This is a genomic window from Enterobacter sp. 186315, from assembly GCF_053290175.1.
In genome coordinates this window covers 48,424-62,872 of the sequence record NZ_JBPTTK010000014.1, presented here as the reverse complement: position 1 = coordinate 62,872, position 14,449 = coordinate 48,424, and the positions used below count along the sequence as shown (strand labels likewise).

At 56.4% G+C, this 14,449-nt stretch carries 13 protein-coding genes; 9 read left to right on the top strand and 4 right to left on the bottom strand.

Features of this window, described 5'->3' with window-relative positions:
* From fliQ to ACSVHP_RS15900, 4 genes are read left to right on the top strand one after another with little or no spacing between them, the layout of a single operon-like run.
* Positions 1–273 carry a flagellar biosynthesis protein FliQ gene (gene fliQ, locus ACSVHP_RS15915; RefSeq protein WP_095442794.1) on the top strand — a complete coding sequence of 91 codons (273 nt, stop codon included), beginning with the start codon at positions 1–3 and terminating at the stop codon, positions 271–273.
* A gap of 6 nt (positions 274–279) precedes the next feature.
* Positions 280–1,053: a flagellar biosynthetic protein FliR gene (fliR, locus tag ACSVHP_RS15910; protein ID WP_417316391.1), complete on the top strand. Its 774-nt coding sequence runs from the start codon at positions 280–282 to the stop codon at positions 1,051–1,053.
* The gene (flhB, locus tag ACSVHP_RS15905) at positions 1,053–2,186 is read left to right on the top strand and encodes a flagellar biosynthesis protein FlhB (RefSeq protein ID WP_447552402.1); all 1,134 of its coding nucleotides are present in this window, start codon (positions 1,053–1,055) and stop codon (positions 2,184–2,186) included. Before fliR ends, flhB begins: the two co-directional genes overlap by 1 nt.
* On the top strand, positions 2,173–4,269 hold the full coding sequence (locus ACSVHP_RS15900; protein ID WP_447552401.1) for a flagellar biosynthesis protein FlhA: 2,097 nt from the start codon (positions 2,173–2,175) through the stop codon (positions 4,267–4,269). The genes flhB and ACSVHP_RS15900 overlap by 14 nt, the downstream gene beginning before the upstream one ends.
* Here the strand turns inward: ACSVHP_RS15900 and ACSVHP_RS15895 are convergent.
* Entirely contained in the window at positions 4,266–5,258 is a 993-nt protein-coding gene (locus tag ACSVHP_RS15895; RefSeq protein ID WP_447552400.1) for a lysozyme inhibitor LprI family protein, read from the bottom strand. The genes ACSVHP_RS15900 and ACSVHP_RS15895 overlap by 4 nt on opposite strands.
* A gap of 167 nt (positions 5,259–5,425) precedes the next feature.
* Between ACSVHP_RS15895 and ACSVHP_RS15890 the strand changes: the two genes are divergently transcribed.
* From ACSVHP_RS15890 to ACSVHP_RS15875, 4 genes are all read left to right on the top strand, one after another.
* Positions 5,426–5,674: a hypothetical protein gene (locus ACSVHP_RS15890; protein WP_234674851.1), complete on the top strand. Its 249-nt coding sequence runs from the start codon at positions 5,426–5,428 to the stop codon at positions 5,672–5,674.
* A gap of 480 nt (positions 5,675–6,154) precedes the next feature.
* The gene (locus ACSVHP_RS15885; RefSeq protein WP_447552399.1) at positions 6,155–7,648 is read left to right on the top strand and encodes a sensor domain-containing diguanylate cyclase; all 1,494 of its coding nucleotides are present in this window, start codon (positions 6,155–6,157) and stop codon (positions 7,646–7,648) included.
* 85 nt (positions 7,649–7,733) lie between these two features.
* Positions 7,734–8,495 carry an EAL domain-containing protein gene (locus ACSVHP_RS15880; protein WP_447552398.1) on the top strand — a complete coding sequence of 254 codons (762 nt, stop codon included), beginning with the start codon at positions 7,734–7,736 and terminating at the stop codon, positions 8,493–8,495.
* A 12-nt stretch (positions 8,496–8,507) separates the two neighbouring features.
* Positions 8,508–9,491 carry an EAL domain-containing protein gene (locus ACSVHP_RS15875; protein ID WP_447552397.1) on the top strand — a complete coding sequence of 328 codons (984 nt, stop codon included), beginning with the start codon at positions 8,508–8,510 and terminating at the stop codon, positions 9,489–9,491.
* 47 nt (positions 9,492–9,538) lie between these two features.
* On the opposite strand, the gene ssb1 is transcribed toward ACSVHP_RS15875, so the two are convergent.
* On the bottom strand, positions 9,539–10,069 hold the full coding sequence (ssb1, locus tag ACSVHP_RS15870) for a single-stranded DNA-binding protein SSB1 (protein WP_234674855.1): 531 nt from the start codon (positions 10,067–10,069) through the stop codon (positions 9,539–9,541).
* Positions 10,070–10,320: 251 nt separating this feature from the next.
* Between ssb1 and uvrA the strand changes: the two genes are divergently transcribed.
* Positions 10,321–13,143 carry an excinuclease ABC subunit UvrA gene (gene uvrA / locus ACSVHP_RS15865; RefSeq protein ID WP_447552396.1) on the top strand — a complete coding sequence of 941 codons (2,823 nt, stop codon included), beginning with the start codon at positions 10,321–10,323 and terminating at the stop codon, positions 13,141–13,143.
* Between the two features lie 3 nt (positions 13,144–13,146).
* Here uvrA and ACSVHP_RS15860 read toward each other — a convergent pair whose 3' ends face one another.
* Complete coding sequence (locus ACSVHP_RS15860; RefSeq protein ID WP_234674857.1) at positions 13,147–13,500, bottom strand: MmcQ/YjbR family DNA-binding protein; 354 nt, start codon at positions 13,498–13,500, stop codon at positions 13,147–13,149.
* Positions 13,501–13,615: 115 nt separating this feature from the next.
* Entirely contained in the window at positions 13,616–14,329 is a 714-nt protein-coding gene (gene aphA / locus ACSVHP_RS15855; RefSeq protein ID WP_447552395.1) for an acid phosphatase AphA, read from the bottom strand.
* Positions 14,330–14,449 lie beyond the last annotated feature (120 nt).

The window sequence follows — 14,449 nt, the reverse complement described above, 5'->3', positions numbered from 1 at the left end:
ATGGTTACGATGGATATCGCCGGAGACATCATGGCGACCGGCATCAAGCTGGTGCTGGTGATCTCCGCCGTCGCGATTGTCCCGAGCCTGATTGTCGGCCTGTGCGTCAGTATCTTCCAGGCCACGACGCAAATTAACGAACAAACCCTGAGCTTCCTGCCCCGCCTGCTGGTGACGCTGGCGGTCCTGATTATTGGCGGTAAATGGATGCTGACCCAGCTGGTGGATTTCACCGTCAATATCTTTCAGCAGGCGGCGGCACTGGTAGGTTAGCGGGCAATGGGCATTGATATTCATACGCTGATTAACCCGCTGCTGGCGTTGGTCTTCCCCTTCTTTCGCATTCTGGCGTTTCTGCACTTTTGCCCGGTGCTGGATAACCGCGCCTTTAGCCGCCGGATCAAAACCGTGCTCGCCCTGGCGCTGGCGGTCATCATCACGCCGATGCTGCCGGAAAAGGTGCTGATGAGCGAGCTGATGTCCATGCGCACGCTCCTGCTTATCGGGGAACAGCTGCTGTGGGGATTGCTGTTCGGCATTGCCATGCAGCTGGTGTTTGTCGCCCTGCAAACCGCGGGACACATCCTGTCGATGAATATGGGGCTGGGGATGGCGATGATGAACGACCCGGTGAACGGCTCGTCGACCACCGTGATTTCCCAGATGATCTACACCTTCTGCGGCCTGCTCTTTTTTGTGATGGACGGGCACCTGCTGGTGGTGACTATTCTCTACAAAGGCTTTACCTGGTGGCCCATCGGCCAGGCGATCAACCAGCCGACGCTGCTGCTGGTGGTGCAGAGTCTGGGCTGGATCATGTCGTCGGCAACGCTGATTGCCATCCCCACCACCTTTGTGATGCTGATTGTGCAGGGCGGTTTCGGGCTGCTGAACCGCGTGTCCCCGACCCTGAACCTGTTCTCGCTGGGCTTCCCTATCAGCATGCTGTTTGGCCTGCTCTGTATTTCGATGATGATGACCAATATTCCCGATCACTATCTCAACCTGACCAATGAAATTCTGGCCAGGCTTGACGCCGTGAGGAGCCGGTAATGTCCTCCAGCGGCGATAAAAGCGAAAAACCCACGGCGCAAAAGCTGCGCAAGGCGCGCGAAAAAGGGGACTTACCGCGATCGAAAGACCTCACGATGGCCGTTGGCCTGCTGGCGTCGTTTATCACCATGGGGACCTTTTTCCCCTACTACAAACAGCTGGTAAGCGAGTCTTTCACCTCGGTGGGGATGATGGCCGGACGGCTGGATGACAACGGGGCGCTGAGCCAGTTTTTGATGCTCAACGTGTGGGTGATTATCCGCTTTATCGCCACGCTGGCGCCGATCCCCCTCGCCTGCATCATTGCCAGCCTGGTGCCCGGCGGCTGGATTTTTACGGTATCGAAGCTGAAGCCGGACTTTAAAAAACTCAGCCCCATCAGCGGCGTAAAGCGCATGTTCTCCAGCAGCCACTACGTTGACGTCGGCAAAATGATGCTCAAGTGCGGGATTATCCTCGCGGTGCTCTACAGCATGGTGCATAGCTCGCTGAACCCGCTGCTGCACCTGCAACGCCTCAGCCTGAACCAGGCGATCCACCAGGGGTTTGGCATTCTGCATCACGTGCTGATCTACTTTATCTCCGTGATTGTGATTTTTGCCCTGCTCGACGTGCCGCTGACCAGGTTCATGTTCACCAAAAAAATGCGCATGACCAAGCAGGAGGTGAAAGAGGAGTACAAGAACAACGACGGGAATCCGCAGATCAAGGGCCGTATTCGCCAGCTTCAGCGCCAGATGGCGATGGGACAGATCAACCGCACCGTGCCCGATGCCGACGTGATTATTACCAACCCCACGCACTATGCGGTGGCGCTGAAATACGATCCGAAAAAAGCCGAAGCGCCCTACATCGTCGCCAAAGGAATGGACGATATTGCCCTGCACATCCGCGACGTGGCCCGTCACCATCAGATTGAAATTGTGGAATTTCCGCCCCTGGCGCGCGCGGTGTACCACACCACGCGGGTGAACCAGCAAATTCCCGCCCAGCTTTTTCGCGCCATTGCGCACGTGCTGACCTATGTCATGCAGCTTAAATCCTGGCGTACCGGCCAGCTTGAACAGAAACCCCGCCTGAACAGGCAGATAACCATTCCGAAAGAGGTCTTAAAAGCCGATGGCGAACAGTAAGTTACAGCAGACGCTTGCCATACTCCGTAAAGGACACGTGGGCGTACCGATATTGCTCCTGAGCGTACTGGCGATGGTGATGTTGCCCCTGTCGCCGCTGATGCTCGATATTCTCTTTACCTTCAACATCGTGCTGTCGGTGGTGGTGTTGCTGGTGGCGGTGAACATGCAGCGTCCGCTGGATTTTGCCGTCTTCCCGACGCTGCTGCTGATCACCACGCTGATGCGCCTCACCCTGAACGTGGCCTCCACCCGCGTGGTGTTGCTGCACGGTCATGAAGGGGAAGGCGCGGCCGGTAAGGTGATTGAGGCGTTCGGCCAGGTGGTGATCGGCGGGGATTTCGTCGTCGGCTTCGTGGTCTTTATCATCCTGATGATCATCAACTTTGTGGTGGTTACTAAGGGGGCCGAGCGTATTTCGGAGGTCTCCGCGCGCTTCACGCTGGACGCCCTGCCGGGTAAACAGATGGCGATTGATGCGGATCTTAACGCCGGGCTGATTAACCAGAACCAGGCGCGAGATCGGCGTAAAGAGGTGTCGAAAGAGGCCGACTTCTACGGCGCGATGGACGGGGCCTCCAAGTTCGTGCGCGGGGACGCCATCGCCGGGATCATGGTGCTGGTGATTAACGTCATCGGCGGGATCTGTATCGGTATCTTTAAATACAATCTCGACGCCAGCCACGCCTTCCAGCAGTACGTGCTGCTCACCATCGGTGACGGTCTGGCGGCGCAGATCCCGTCCCTGCTGTTAGCAACGGCGGCGGCGATTATCGTGACCCGCGTCAGCGACGGCGACGACGTTAGCGATGAGATCAAAACCCAGCTGCTGGCGAAGCCGCAGGTGCTCTATACCGCCGCGTTCGTCATGTTTATCCTGGCGATTGTGCCCGGCATGCCGCACATCGCCTTCCTGTGCTTCACCGCGCTGCTGCTGTTTGCCGCCTGGCGTCAGAGCAAGGTGGTCAAACCGGCGGAAGAAGAGACGGATTACGACGCCATCAGCGAGGCGCTCTCCACGGATACCGCGCCCACTATCGGCTGGGACAGTATTCCGCTGGTAGAGCCGATCGGGCTGAATCTGGGCTACAAGCTGGTCACGCTGATCGATTCGGCGAAAGGCAGCCCGCTCTCGCAGCGTATCCGGGGGGTGCGTCAGGTGGTCTCCGAGCAGTGCGGCGTGCTGCTGCCGGAGATCCGCATCCGGGAAAACTTCCGCCTGAAGCCTGCCCAGTACGCGATTTACATCAACGGCATTCGCACCGCGCTCGGCGAAGTCTACGCCGAAAAACTGATGGCGATCCCCGGCGCGGAACTCTACGGTGAGATCGACGGCGTGCTGGATACCGATCCCGCCTACGGCATGGCGATCGTCTGGATCGACCCGGAACAAAAGGCCAACGCGCTGAATCTGGGGTATCAGGTGGTGGACTGCGCCAGCGTTGTCGCCACCCACGTAAACAAGATCGCCCGGGAAAACCTGCCCGAGCTGTTTAACTACGACGACATCACCCATCTTCACGCCCGGCTGGCCTCCCAGGCGCCGAAGCTGGCGGAAGATCTGACCAACGCGCTCAGCTTCAGCCTGCTGCTGCGCGTCTATCGCCAGCTGCTGCTGGAGCAGGTGTCGCTGAAAGATATTGTCACCATCGCCTCCACGCTGCTGGAAAGCTCGGCGGTGACCAAAGATCCGATCCTGCTGACCGCCGACGTGCGCTTCGCCCTGCGTCGGGCGATCATTCATGCCATCAACGGCGACCGCCAGAAGCTGGCCGCCTATACCATCGATAACGCGCTGGAAAATATTCTGCTGGGGGCGCTGAATCAGTCCCAGCAGGCGGGGAAAGTGGCGCTGGACAGCTTTGCGGTGGATCCGAACATCCTGACCCAGCTGCAAAACACCATGCCGGTGATTCAGGAGCAGATGAAAGCGAAAGGGATGCCGCCGCTGCTGCTGGTGACGCCGCAGCTGCGGCCGCTGATTTCACGCTACGGGCGGCTGTTTGCCAGCAACCTTCACGTGTTGTCCTATAACGAAGTGCCGGACGACAGCGATTTGACCATCGTGGGAACGCTGACCTAATTATCTAAAAAGCGTAGCTTCCAGGCGACCAGCGTGCGCGGCATTTTGCGCTGGTCGCTGCCGTCGGTGCTGAAGTAATGCAGCTCCAGCCCGCCGCCCTTCGCCGGGGAGATCCGCCCCGCCCAGATGTTGCCGTTTGGGGTATACATCACGATCGCCGTTCTGCTGTTTGCCGCCCCCTGCACCCACATCGACAGGACGCGCGCGCCCATATTGTCGATGTCGTCCTGGTAGATGTAGACGTTCGCGCTGTTCACGAAGTTCTGATAATCCTCGCCCACCAGCTGACGGAATTTGTCGTCCATCTCCGCGTTCGGGAAGATGCCTAGCGACAGCAGCGTCGGCTTCGGTCGCGGGTCGGTTTCCGCGAGCTTATAGGCCCCGTCCAGGAACACGCCCGCCGGCATGGAGAGGCGGCAGCCCCATTCTGAATTACTGTAAACCTGCAACAGACCGTCGTGTTTGGGGATCAGCAGCAGCTTGCAGTTGCTGGTATCAGAGACCCTGTCCACGACCAGCATTCCGTACAGGCGTCGTGCTTCAGCGGTGTATTCATCCTTGTTCAGCCCTGCCCAGGCGCGGATGTCCAGGGTAGTGCTCCACTGGGCGTTACGGCTGAACTGAATGACGCCGCCGCTCATGTTCGGTGCCAGCATGTTCCACCATTTGCCGTCCCACTTGAAATCGCGGTTGGTGTCAGACAGGGCGCTGATGCCCGCGTAGTAGGCGCGCTCGATACAGGCGTCGGAGGTGCATTTCTCCAGCAGCTTTTCCCACTCGTCGTATTTTTTATTGCTGCCTTCCACGCCTTCGTGCTGAAGCGCCTGGTGATAGACCACCGACAGGGTGCTATCCAGCCAGTGAAGATTGTCGTTATTGCAGATGGTGTTCTCCAGCGGCGTCACCGCGCGCTGGCAGTTCACCGCCAGCGCGCTGCCGCTGAAAAACAGGGTCAATAAAAACAGGCTGCTAATAATACTACGCGTCATTTTGTTCAACTTTTATCCAGGGGGCGGCTATTGTGGCGAATGAAACTGACCATTGCAATATAAACCCTAAATAAGGGCTATATAAGTGAATAATATAAATAAAATGTTAAGTAATGTGCTTATTTTGTCGCGATAAATACAGGAGTGTATTGAAATGGATGCATGAAATGAAAATTGATAGCAGCAATTTGACCGTCGCCACGGCGTCTGCCTACGCCTCGCAAACTGAATCCAGCCGCAGCCCATTGGGTATCCGACGCAGCAGCGGAAATATTTGTCCGCAAAGCGGCTACTGGCAAATATCCAATCCGATGATAAAGAACATCGTTAACGTCAAAAAAGGCGAAACGCTACCCTGGCAAAACGGCTATCCGGTGAGCTGGATCCTGGTGGAGTACGATATTAAAAATGAATAAGTGAAAGCGTCTTTCCCCTCGGGAAATACTATTTCCACCCGCTTGCGGAAATACTATTTCCCTTTATCCTCTTAGCCATTCTTGTCGTCTTTCTTCGAAAATAACGTCCTGAACAATATCCACTCTTTATAGCCATTCAGTTTTAATAAGCTGATTTATATTCATTTAATTTTTTCCCGCACTAATACAGATCGTTTTCGCCAATCAATATTAAGCTATTGATCGTTATAACAAAGCGTTAGTTATGCTATTTCCTGAGATTGATTATAACGATCAATAACAATCATTCGATCGACTTTGACAATCAAAAAAGGGGGCGATAGACTCTTATTTCGCTAAGGTTTTACTTATATAAATACCTTAATTTTCATAATAATTAACGCATATTATTTTCATTTTTAACATTTCTTCAATACACGCCGCATAGACACGTAATTTATTACCCCCGAAGTGGTACAGCCTGGAGTTCCGGAGTCATCTGTGATCGAAAGTTTAAACTTCCGAAAACCGCTGAATATTTGTTTCGCGGTATTAGCCTTAACCATTGTTCTTGTGGGTCTTCTGATTGTCCATTCGCAATGGAGCATCGCCCAGGATCTCTACAGAAAACAAAATCGCCTCTATATCAATAATGTGGCCTCCACCCTGGATAAATATCTGGATGGATATGAAAACAGCATGGGGGAAATGGCGCGCATCGCCGCCGACCAGCATAAATTTGACGATACGGGCGAAAGTAATCTCGCGCTGCGCACCTGGCTTATCGAGCGCCTGCGTATTATGCCGGACGGTATTTCCATTATTCATGCCGATCATCATGGCCATTTTATTCGCTTGCCCTATGTCGACAGCACGTTCGACTGGGACCCTACCAAAGAGCCCTGGTTTACCATTTCGATAGAAGATTCCGACGAAGCGCATTTCAGCGTCAGCAAAGATCCCTTCGCCAATAAGGAGCGGGTGATCACCATCTCCCGGCCGCTTATCAACGGGACGGATGGCTCAAACAACGGGGTGCTGGCGCTGAACCTGGATATCGACAAAAGCGTTGAGATCCTCAACGACGCGCTGCCGCCGATGAAAAGCAGAACCTTTGTCATGACCCGCGAAGGCGAGATGGTCATTAATCCCGGTTATCCGATCGAACCGGCAAAGCTGAAGGCGCTGGCCCACCTTGCGCAGGAGTATCGGGGCGATTTTTCCATGGATGGACATTACTACGCCTATCGTGCCGTCGCCTCCCAGTCCTGGCTGGTTATCCATGAGGTGGATGAGGCGTACCTCAGCGATCTGATCCTGAACCGGAGCCTGAACGTCATTTGGGGTGTGCTCTTTACGCTGGTGGTGATGTTTTTCTGCTGGTGGTCCACCCGCGCGGCCATGAACACCATCTTTATGCGCATCGCCACCAGCATCAGGGCGGGAACCATTAAACCCGCCGCCGTGGAGGAGCTGATTTTTGAGGAGATCCACAGCTCGCAGCAGCGTCATGAAAAAATCGCCCATGAAGCCCTGACCGACGGTCTGACCGGGCTAAAGAACCGCCGCGCGTTTGATGCGGACGCCTACCGTTTCAACGGTAAACCGCTGACCCATCTCGCCATGATTGATATCGATAATTTCAAAACGATTAACGATACCTGGGGGCACCCGGTCGGGGATATAGTGCTGCGAACCATCGCCGAGCTGGGGCTGCGCCTGCGGGGGCTGGAGAACATCACGCTGTACCGTTACGGCGGCGAGGAGATCGCCGTTCTGTTTGACGGCATTTCCGCTGAAAAGGCGAAAAGCTATCTCGAAAAGTGGCGAATAACGGTGAATACCCGCAATTTCAGGGAAAATAATCTGAAAGTGTCCTTCAGCGCAGGCCTGGCGAAAATGGGGGGCGCGTCGCTGCCTGAGGTGATCGCCCGGGCGGATAAGCTGCTCTATCAGGCAAAGAAAACCGGAAAGAACAAAGTCATCGCCAGCTGATTAGCGCGCCTCATGTCTGCCGCCCGCTTAAGTCTGGCGGCGGCTGTGTCGCTTTAGGTTGTAGAATTATGGCTACGAGGCTGGCATGGAAAAAAGTACCCATTTTGTGATGCAGTGTGTCGAAAAAAATAAACTCGATGCGGGCATCGATTTTGTTATTCAACCTATTTTCGATCTCTCGCGCTTCGTCTGCATCGGCGGTGAAGTGCTGGTACGCGGCACCCATCGCCGCCATGTGGTTCCGCCGCAGCTGTTTATCAGCGAGCTGGAAAAAACCGGCGGGATAGTCTCGATGGGCGATTACATCATGGCGCAGGCGTTTCGCTATATCGCCAGCCAGACGCCGGAGGCGCGCGTGAACCAGCTTTTCACCTTTAACATCTCCTGGGTACAGCTACAGGACGGCGGCTTTGCGACGCGCGCCTTAGCCCTGCTGGAGAGGTTTGCCCTCTCGCCGCGCCATATCGTGTTTGAGATAACCGACAGCGACGAGCCGACCGATGCGGTGAGCCAGAACCTGAGCGCCCTGAGCGACGCCGGGATTAACCTCGCCTGGGACGGCATCGACGGCATGGAAAAACTCCAGTCGCGGCTGGCGCTCCACGTGCCGGATTACGTCAAGCTGGATCGCAGCTGCCTCACCGCCGACAGGCTCGACGAGACCTTCGCCATGCTGGAGCACCTGAAGCCGTGGGATATCGACGTGATTATCGAAGGCATCGAGAACTACACCCACGTATCGACCATGCTGCGCCACGGCGTGCAGTATGGGCAAGGATTCCTCTTCTCGCGCCCGGTCAGCAAAGAAGCCTTTCACCAGCAGTATTTACAGCCCGCGCGCGCGTAAGGCTTATCGAACATGTATCGGAAGCACCTTCTGCGCAAAAAGCATAACCGGATCGCCGCCGTGGTACTGGTGTTTGTCGTCAGCCTGGCGGCGACCTCTCTGCTCGCCTGGCGGCTGCGGGAGATGAGCGCCAGCACGCTCGTCAGGCTTACGTCGCTGATGGGTATCAGTCTGATCGTTCTCGTTCCTCTGGTCGCGGCCATCGTCACCTGGCTGCTGGCAACCCGGCGGCATTCGCTCTATTCCCAGCTGGCGCGCGCTATCCGCCAGCACCGTATTCATCCCCATTACCAGCCGCTCATCTGCGCGCAAAGCAATACCGTTTCCGGGGCGGAGGTGCTGGCCCGCTGGCAGCACGACGAACTGGGCTTTGTGCCGCCGGATGTGTTTATCCCGGTGGCGGAGAGCACCGGGCTTATTATCAGCCTGACGGAAAGCCTGCTGGAACAGGTGGCGCACGATCTCAAACAGGGCATCGCCGCCTTCCCGCCGGGGTTTAAGCTCAACCTGAACATCAGCCATGCGCACGTGGTGGACGACAGTTTCCATCTGTTCGTGGATTACTGGGCGCTGGTCTTCGATGCGCTGGGCATCACGCTGGTCTTTGAGATCACCGAGCGGGATAACATCGATATCAACGAAGATATCGCGGGGAAAATCGCGCACATCAAGCGCAGGGGGATCAAGATTGCGCTGGATGATTTCGGCACGGGCTTTTCGAATCTCGCCTTTATCGCCAATCTGAACCCTGACAGCATCAAGATCGACCGGATGTTTATCCGCCAGATATCAGAAGATGCGTCGACGCCGCTGATTGACTGCGTGATTGATATGGCCAGACGAATGAACATCCTCACGACGGCTGAGGGGGTGGAGCATGGCTATCAGGTCGACTACCTGAAAGAGAACCACATTGACTGCTTGCAGGGCTATTTCTTCTCGAAGCCGCTCTGCTTTAGCGAATTCACCGGATTCATTCAGCGCTACGCGGGCTGAAAAAACAAAAAGCCCCGAAAGGGGCTTTTTTTATCGTGCGGTAAGACTTAGAACGGGATGTCGTCGTCAAAGTCCATTGGCGGTTCGTTAGACGGTGCCGGAGCAGACTGCTGCTGTGGACGAGACTGCGCGCCGCCGCTGAACTGATTGCCGCCCTGAGGCTGCTGAGGCTGACCCCAACCGCCCTGCTGCTGCTGGCCGCCACCTGCTGGTGCCGCGCCACCGCCCTGACGGCCACCCAGCATCTGCATGGTGCCGCCGACGTTTACCACGACTTCAGTCGTGTATTTTTCAGCGCCGGACTGATCGGTCCATTTACGGGTACGCAGCTGGCCTTCAATGTAGACCTGAGAGCCTTTACGCAGGTACTCGCCCGCCACTTCCGCCAGTTTGCCAAACAGCACAACGCGGTGCCATTCGGTCTGCTCTTTCATTTCGCCGGTCGCTTTATCACGCCAGGATTCGGAAGTAGCCAGCGTAATGTTGGCAACTGCGCCACCACTCGGCATATAGCGTACTTCCGGGTCCTGGCCCAGATTACCGACGAGAATCACCTTGTTTACGCCTCTGCTGGCCATGTTCGTGTCTCCTGAATACGTTTCTTAATAGTGTAAACGCGCGAGTGTACCATTTCCACGTCGCAATTTGCATAGTTGCGTGGCGCGTTCAGAAATCTCTCGCGAACTCGACATTGTTACACAGACAATCAGAAAATGCATTCCAATACTGTATATTCAAACAGGTCATTTTGTGTCATAATTAGCCGTTTCTGACAGGCGTTTGTCCTTCAAACAAACCAGCCAAACAGTCTTCCTACCGGGAAAGGTGAATGGATAAGATCGAAGTACGGGGCGCCCGCACCCACAATCTCAAGAATATCAACCTCATAATCCCTCGCGACAAACTCATTGTCGTGACCGGGCTTTCGGGGTCTGGCAAATCCTCACTGGCTTTCGACACGCTCTACGCCGAAGGACAGCGTCGTTACGTTGAATCACTCTCTGCCTATGCGCGGCAGTTTTTGTCGCTGATGGAAAAACCGGACGTTGACCACATCGAAGGGTTATCGCCGGCCATCTCCATTGAGCAGAAATCGACATCGCACAACCCGCGATCGACGGTCGGTACTATTACCGAAATTCACGACTACCTGCGTCTGCTGTATGCCCGCGTGGGCGAGCCGCGCTGCCCGGACCACGACGTCCCGCTGGCGGCACAAACCGTGAGCCAGATGGTCGATAACGTGCTGTCGCAGCCGGAAGGTAAGCGCCTGATGCTGCTTGCGCCCATCATCAAAGAGCGCAAGGGCGAGCACACCAAAACGCTGGAAAACCTGGCAAGCCAGGGCTATATCCGCGCCCGTATCGACGGCGAAGTGTGCGATCTCTCTGACCCGCCAAAGCTGGAGCTGCAAAAGAAACACACCATCGAAGTGGTGATTGACCGTTTCAAAGTGCGTGAAGACCTGGCGACCCGCCTGGCGGAATCCTTTGAAACCGCGCTGGAGCTGTCTGGCGGCACGGCGGTGGTCTCTGATATGGACGACCCGAAAGCGGAAGAGCTGCTCTTCTCCGCCAACTTTGCCTGCCCGATTTGCGGCTACAGCATGCGCGAGCTGGAACCGCGCCTGTTCTCGTTCAACAACCCGGCGGGCGCGTGTCCGACCTGCGACGGCCTGGGCGTGCAGCAGTATTTCGACCCGGACCGGGTGATCCAGAATCCGGAACTGTCGCTGGCGGGCGGTGCTATCCGCGGCTGGGACAAGCGCAACTTCTACTATTTCCAGATGCTGAAATCGCTGGCGGAGCACTACAAGTTCGACGTGGAAGCCCCGTGGGCCAGCCTGAGCGCAAACGTCCACAAAGTGATCCTCTCCGGTTCCGGCAAAGAGAACATCGAGTTCAAATACATGAACGATCGTGGCGACACCTCCGTGCGCCGCCATCCGTTCGAAGGCGTTCTGCACAACATGGAGCGCCGCTACAAAGAGACCGAATCCAGCGCGGTACGCGAAGAGCTGGCGAAGTTCATCAGCAACCGCTCCTGCGCCACCTGTGAAGGTACGCGTCTGCGCCGTGAAGCGCGCCACGTGTTCGTTGAGAACACCGCACTGCCGACCATCTCAGACATGAGCATCGGTCACGCGATGGACTTCTTCAACAACCTGAAGCTTTCCGGCCAGCGTGCGAAAATTGCTGAGAAAGTTCTGAAAGAGATCGGCGATCGCCTGAAGTTTCTCGTGAACGTCGGCCTGAACTACCTGACGCTTTCCCGCTCGGCAGAGACCCTCTCCGGCGGTGAAGCCCAGCGTATCCGCCTGGCGAGCCAGATCGGCGCGGGTTTAGTGGGCGTGATGTACGTGCTGGATGAACCGTCTATCGGCCTGCACCAGCGCGATAACGAGCGCCTGCTCGGCACGCTGGTTCACCTGCGTAACCTCGGTAACACGGTGATTGTGGTTGAGCACGACGAAGACGCGATTCGCGCGGCCGACCACGTCATCGACATCGGTCCGGGGGCGGGCGTTCACGGCGGCCAGGTGGTCGCAGAAGGAACGCTGAAAGATATCATGGCGGTGCCAGAGTCTCTGACCGGGCAGTTCATGAGCGGCAAACGCAAGATTGAGGTGCCGAAACAGCGCGTGGCGGCGGATCCGGAAAAAGTGCTCAAGCTGACCGGAGCGCGCGGCAACAACCTGAAAGACGTGACCCTGACGCTGCCTGTCGGCCTGTTTACCTGCATCACCGGGGTATCCGGTTCCGGTAAATCGACGCTGATTAACGACACGCTGTTCCCGATTGCGCAGACTGCGCTGAACGGGGCCACGCTTGCCGAGCCCGCGCCGTACCGCGACATTCAGGGTCTGGAGCATTTCGACAAGGTTATCGATATCGACCAAAGCCCGATTGGACGCACCCCGCGCTCTAACCCGGCGACCTATACCGGCGTCTTCACGCCTGTACGTGAACTCTTTGCCGGCGTACCGGAATCGCGTTCGCGCGGGTATACGCCAGGACGTTTCAGCTTTAACGTGCGCGGCGGACGCTGTGAGGCCTGTCAGGGCGACGGCGTCATCAAGGTTGAGATGCACTTCCTGCCGGATATCTACGTGCCGTGCGACCAGTGCAAAGGCAAGCGCTATAACCGCGAAACGCTGGAGATCAAATACAAGGGCAAGACCATCCACGAAGTGCTGGATATGACCATCGAAGAGGCGCGTGAGTTCTTTGATGCGGTTCCGGCCCTGGCGCGTAAGCTGCAAACGCTGATGGACGTGGGGCTGACCTATATCCGTCTGGGCCAGTCAGCGACCACGCTGTCCGGCGGTGAAGCGCAGCGCGTGAAGCTGGCGCGCGAGCTGTCCAAGCGCGGCACCGGCCAGACGCTGTACATCCTCGACGAGCCGACCACCGGTCTGCACTTTGCGGATATTCAGCAGCTGCTTGAGGTGCTGCACCAGCTGCGCGATCAGGGCAACACCATCGTGGTGATTGAACACAACCTCGACGTGATTAAAACCGCGGACTGGATTGTGGATCTCGGCCCGGAAGGCGGCAGCGGCGGCGGTGAAATTCTCGTTTCCGGCACGCCAGAAACCGTTGCAGAGTGCGAAGCCTCACACACCGCACGCTTCCTTAAGCCGTTGCTGTAATCGTTACACGGAGAGCTGTTGTCGGGTTGTTTCCGGCAGCAGCTCAACCGCCTGCTGATAAGAGGCATCCACCAGATAGTAAATTTGCGAGCCAGGCAGCGAGCCGTCGAGCCAGACGGTGCTCCAGTGGGCTTTGTTGAGATGCTTACTCGGCCTGACGTCATCGTGCTGCTGACGCAGTAAGTCGGCCAGCTCCGGGCTGGTTTTGAGCGACGCCGCCGGACGCCCTTCTACCTCTTTCACCATCGCAAACAACACGTCACCGACCTTTATCTGCGTGGCTTTCCAGTCACTGTGGACGCTTTGCTCCGCGCCAGGTTTACTCATGCAGTATTGCAGTATCTCCGAGATTGTCATCTTAGCTCCCCTTGAGTGGGTTGAACGCGACCTGATTGCCTGCCCCTTTAAGTGTGCAGCAAGACGACAAAAGGTAAACCCGGCAGGCGGTATTTGTGCAAAAAATCAGCCGTTCTCAGTATTCTGAGTTCACAATCACCTCTTCGCCAAACGCCCCGGCCATTGGCAGCGGTCGATAGGTCGAGTTTGAGGCGCGTAATACCCTGATCCCTCTGGCCCCGACGTCGCGGGCGGCGGTGATATCGTTATCCGAATCGCCGTAAAAGACTTTGATATTTTTCTGATCGAGCCACTGGGTTTTGGTGTTCTGGCCGGGCTTGTCGCCCGCGAAAATCACCGGATTCATATAGGCGGCAGGGATCAGGAAATCATCCTGCAAGGTTCTGGAGACCGTTTCGGTTTTGGTCTGGCTGCGTCCGGTGACGAAATAGATGCTGTCGCCGCGTTTAACGTGCATCGCGATCAGCGCGCGGGCGACCTCTTTCGGGATGCTGAACTCGTCCCAGCCGTTGTTCATCTTTTCCCAGAATTCCGGGTTTTTCAGATAGTCTTCGCTGTCCGGTGAATACGTTTTTTTGCCGCGCCAGAAGCCAGGGCTGGAGAAGAGGACGGTATCGTCGATATCAAAGCCCACCGCCATCGGCGGACGTCCCATCAGGCTGTTTTCAATTTGTGCCACGGAGACCCAGTGAATGGGCGCCTGCTCGGCGAGAATGGCGGCGGTGGTTCCGGTGTAAATCGGCGTGGGCGCGGACGCACGCGCAACGACGGCACTGTTAAGCGAGAACAATAAGCAGGCGGCGCTGAGCGCCAGTGTGATCTTGCGCATATTTTCCCCTGAATATTCAGTTTGTTATCGTTTTATTTTGAGCGGATGGTCAAAAAACTACCTGACCATACCCCCTGGGGGATTCGAATGAAAGGAGTTTTTTCTTATGGAGTTGAATAA